Source organism: uncultured Thiodictyon sp., from assembly GCA_903837595.1.
Lineage (GTDB): Bacteria > Pseudomonadota > Gammaproteobacteria > Chromatiales > Chromatiaceae > Thiodictyon.
This window is the reverse complement of record CAILVI010000222.1, coordinates 1-1569: the sequence shown is the minus strand read 5'-3', so window position 1 is coordinate 1569 and position 1569 is coordinate 1. Positions and strand designations below refer to the sequence as shown.

Sequence of the window (1569 nt, the reverse complement as noted above, 5' to 3'; positions counted from 1 at the left end):
TGGTGTCAGGAGTCCATCAAAGAGATGAACGACGCGGTTGAACCCGCGATCCCACGTCTCCCCGAGGCGAGGCAGGAGCGGTTTCAACAGCCATGCCAATCCACGGCCCGCAAAGCCGATCGCAACCGTCACACCCAGGGCGACCACGGCCGCCAACAGCAGCGCCGGGATCTCTCCCCAGGCTGGTGAATAGCCATTATAGAATCCGGAGCCGATCGTCAGGCCCACGGTGAGGCCGATGATGATGAATAACTTGGGCAAATTGCTCAGGCTCAACTCTTCGTGGCCATACAGGCCCTTGGGCCGCAAGTTCATGATGACCACGAGGAGGACGCCATACATGACCAACCGCCACATCGCCAGCCCTCGAAACAGTTCCGGCACGACGACGAACAATGCCGTTGCCACAAAGGGGCCGGTCAGGCTGCCCATGCCGCCGCACACAACGCCAGCCGTCAACAAGCTCGAGAGGTCCATGCTGAAAATTGCCGGCTGGATGAAGGTGATATAGTGTGCGAGCAAACCTCCCGACAGTCCGGCAAGCGCCGCGCTGATCGCCAGCGAGAGCATCTGGTTCGGCAAGAGCCGGATGCCGATCATTTCGGCGGCCACGGGGTCTTGGCCGATGGCGATGATCTTGCGCCCATAGGTGCTGCGCAGGAAGTTCCGGCACAGCCATACCGCCAACACCATGAACACGGCGGTGTTGAACGGACCGGCGAGCTTTTGGATTCCGGGCAGACCGCGCGCTCCCTGCGTGATCTCCAGATTCTCCAGGATGACTTTCAGCGCCTCGCCAAAGCCAAGCGTGGCAATCGCGAAATGGTCGGAGCGCAGCTTGGCGCGCAAGGCGGGATAGCCCACCACGAGGCTGACCAGCACCGAGACGACCATGCCCACCAGCAGCGCCGGGACCAACGGCCAGTGATAGAAATATGTGAGGATGGCGGCCGTGTAGGCGCCGACGGCCATGAAGGCCGCGTGCCCCAGGCTAAACAGCCCGGTGTACCCGGTAAAGATCGCCAGGCCCATCGCAGCGATGATGTAGATGGCCGAATTGGTGAAGATCGCCTGGGCGTAGGCCATGCATCCCCCTAGAGCTTCTCTTCGACCAGCCGCCCGAACAGTCCCGTCGGGCGCACGATGAGGAGGATGGCCAGCATCCCGAAGCTGAACACGTCGCGATACGTCGAAAGGTGAACCGAGCCGATCACCGTGACAGAAACCAGGGATTCCAGGAGGCCCAGTAGAATGCCCCCGACGATGGCCCCGGGCAGGCTGCCCAGCCCTCCGATCACCGCGCCGATGTAGGCCTTGTTGGTGATCCACCCCATGCTGGGATACACCATGTACTTGACCCCCATGAACACGCCCGCCATGCCGCCCAGCCCGCCGGCAATCAGGAACAGCACCGCCACCAGGATGTCCAGGTTCACTCCCAGCACCGAGACCATCTCCATGTCGTGAGATGCGGCGCGGATGGCCGTGCCGACCTTGGTGTACATCAGTCCGCAATGTAACAACCCGATGGCGACGATGGAAAAGCCAAACGCGAAGAGGTCCATCTTG

Annotated in this window: 2 protein-coding genes; both read right to left on the bottom strand. The window is 61.8% G+C overall.

Going from position 1 to position 1569, the window contains the following annotated elements; all coding sequences use genetic code 11:
* Positions 1-1086, bottom strand: a 1086-nt coding sequence (locus QZY44_RS11795; protein ID WP_295446424.1) for a branched-chain amino acid ABC transporter permease, incomplete at its 3' end; no start/stop codon positions are given.
* 8 nt (positions 1087-1094) lie between these two features.
* Positions 1095-1569, bottom strand: a 475-nt coding sequence (locus tag QZY44_RS11790; protein WP_295446422.1) for a branched-chain amino acid ABC transporter permease, incomplete at its 5' end; no start/stop codon positions are given.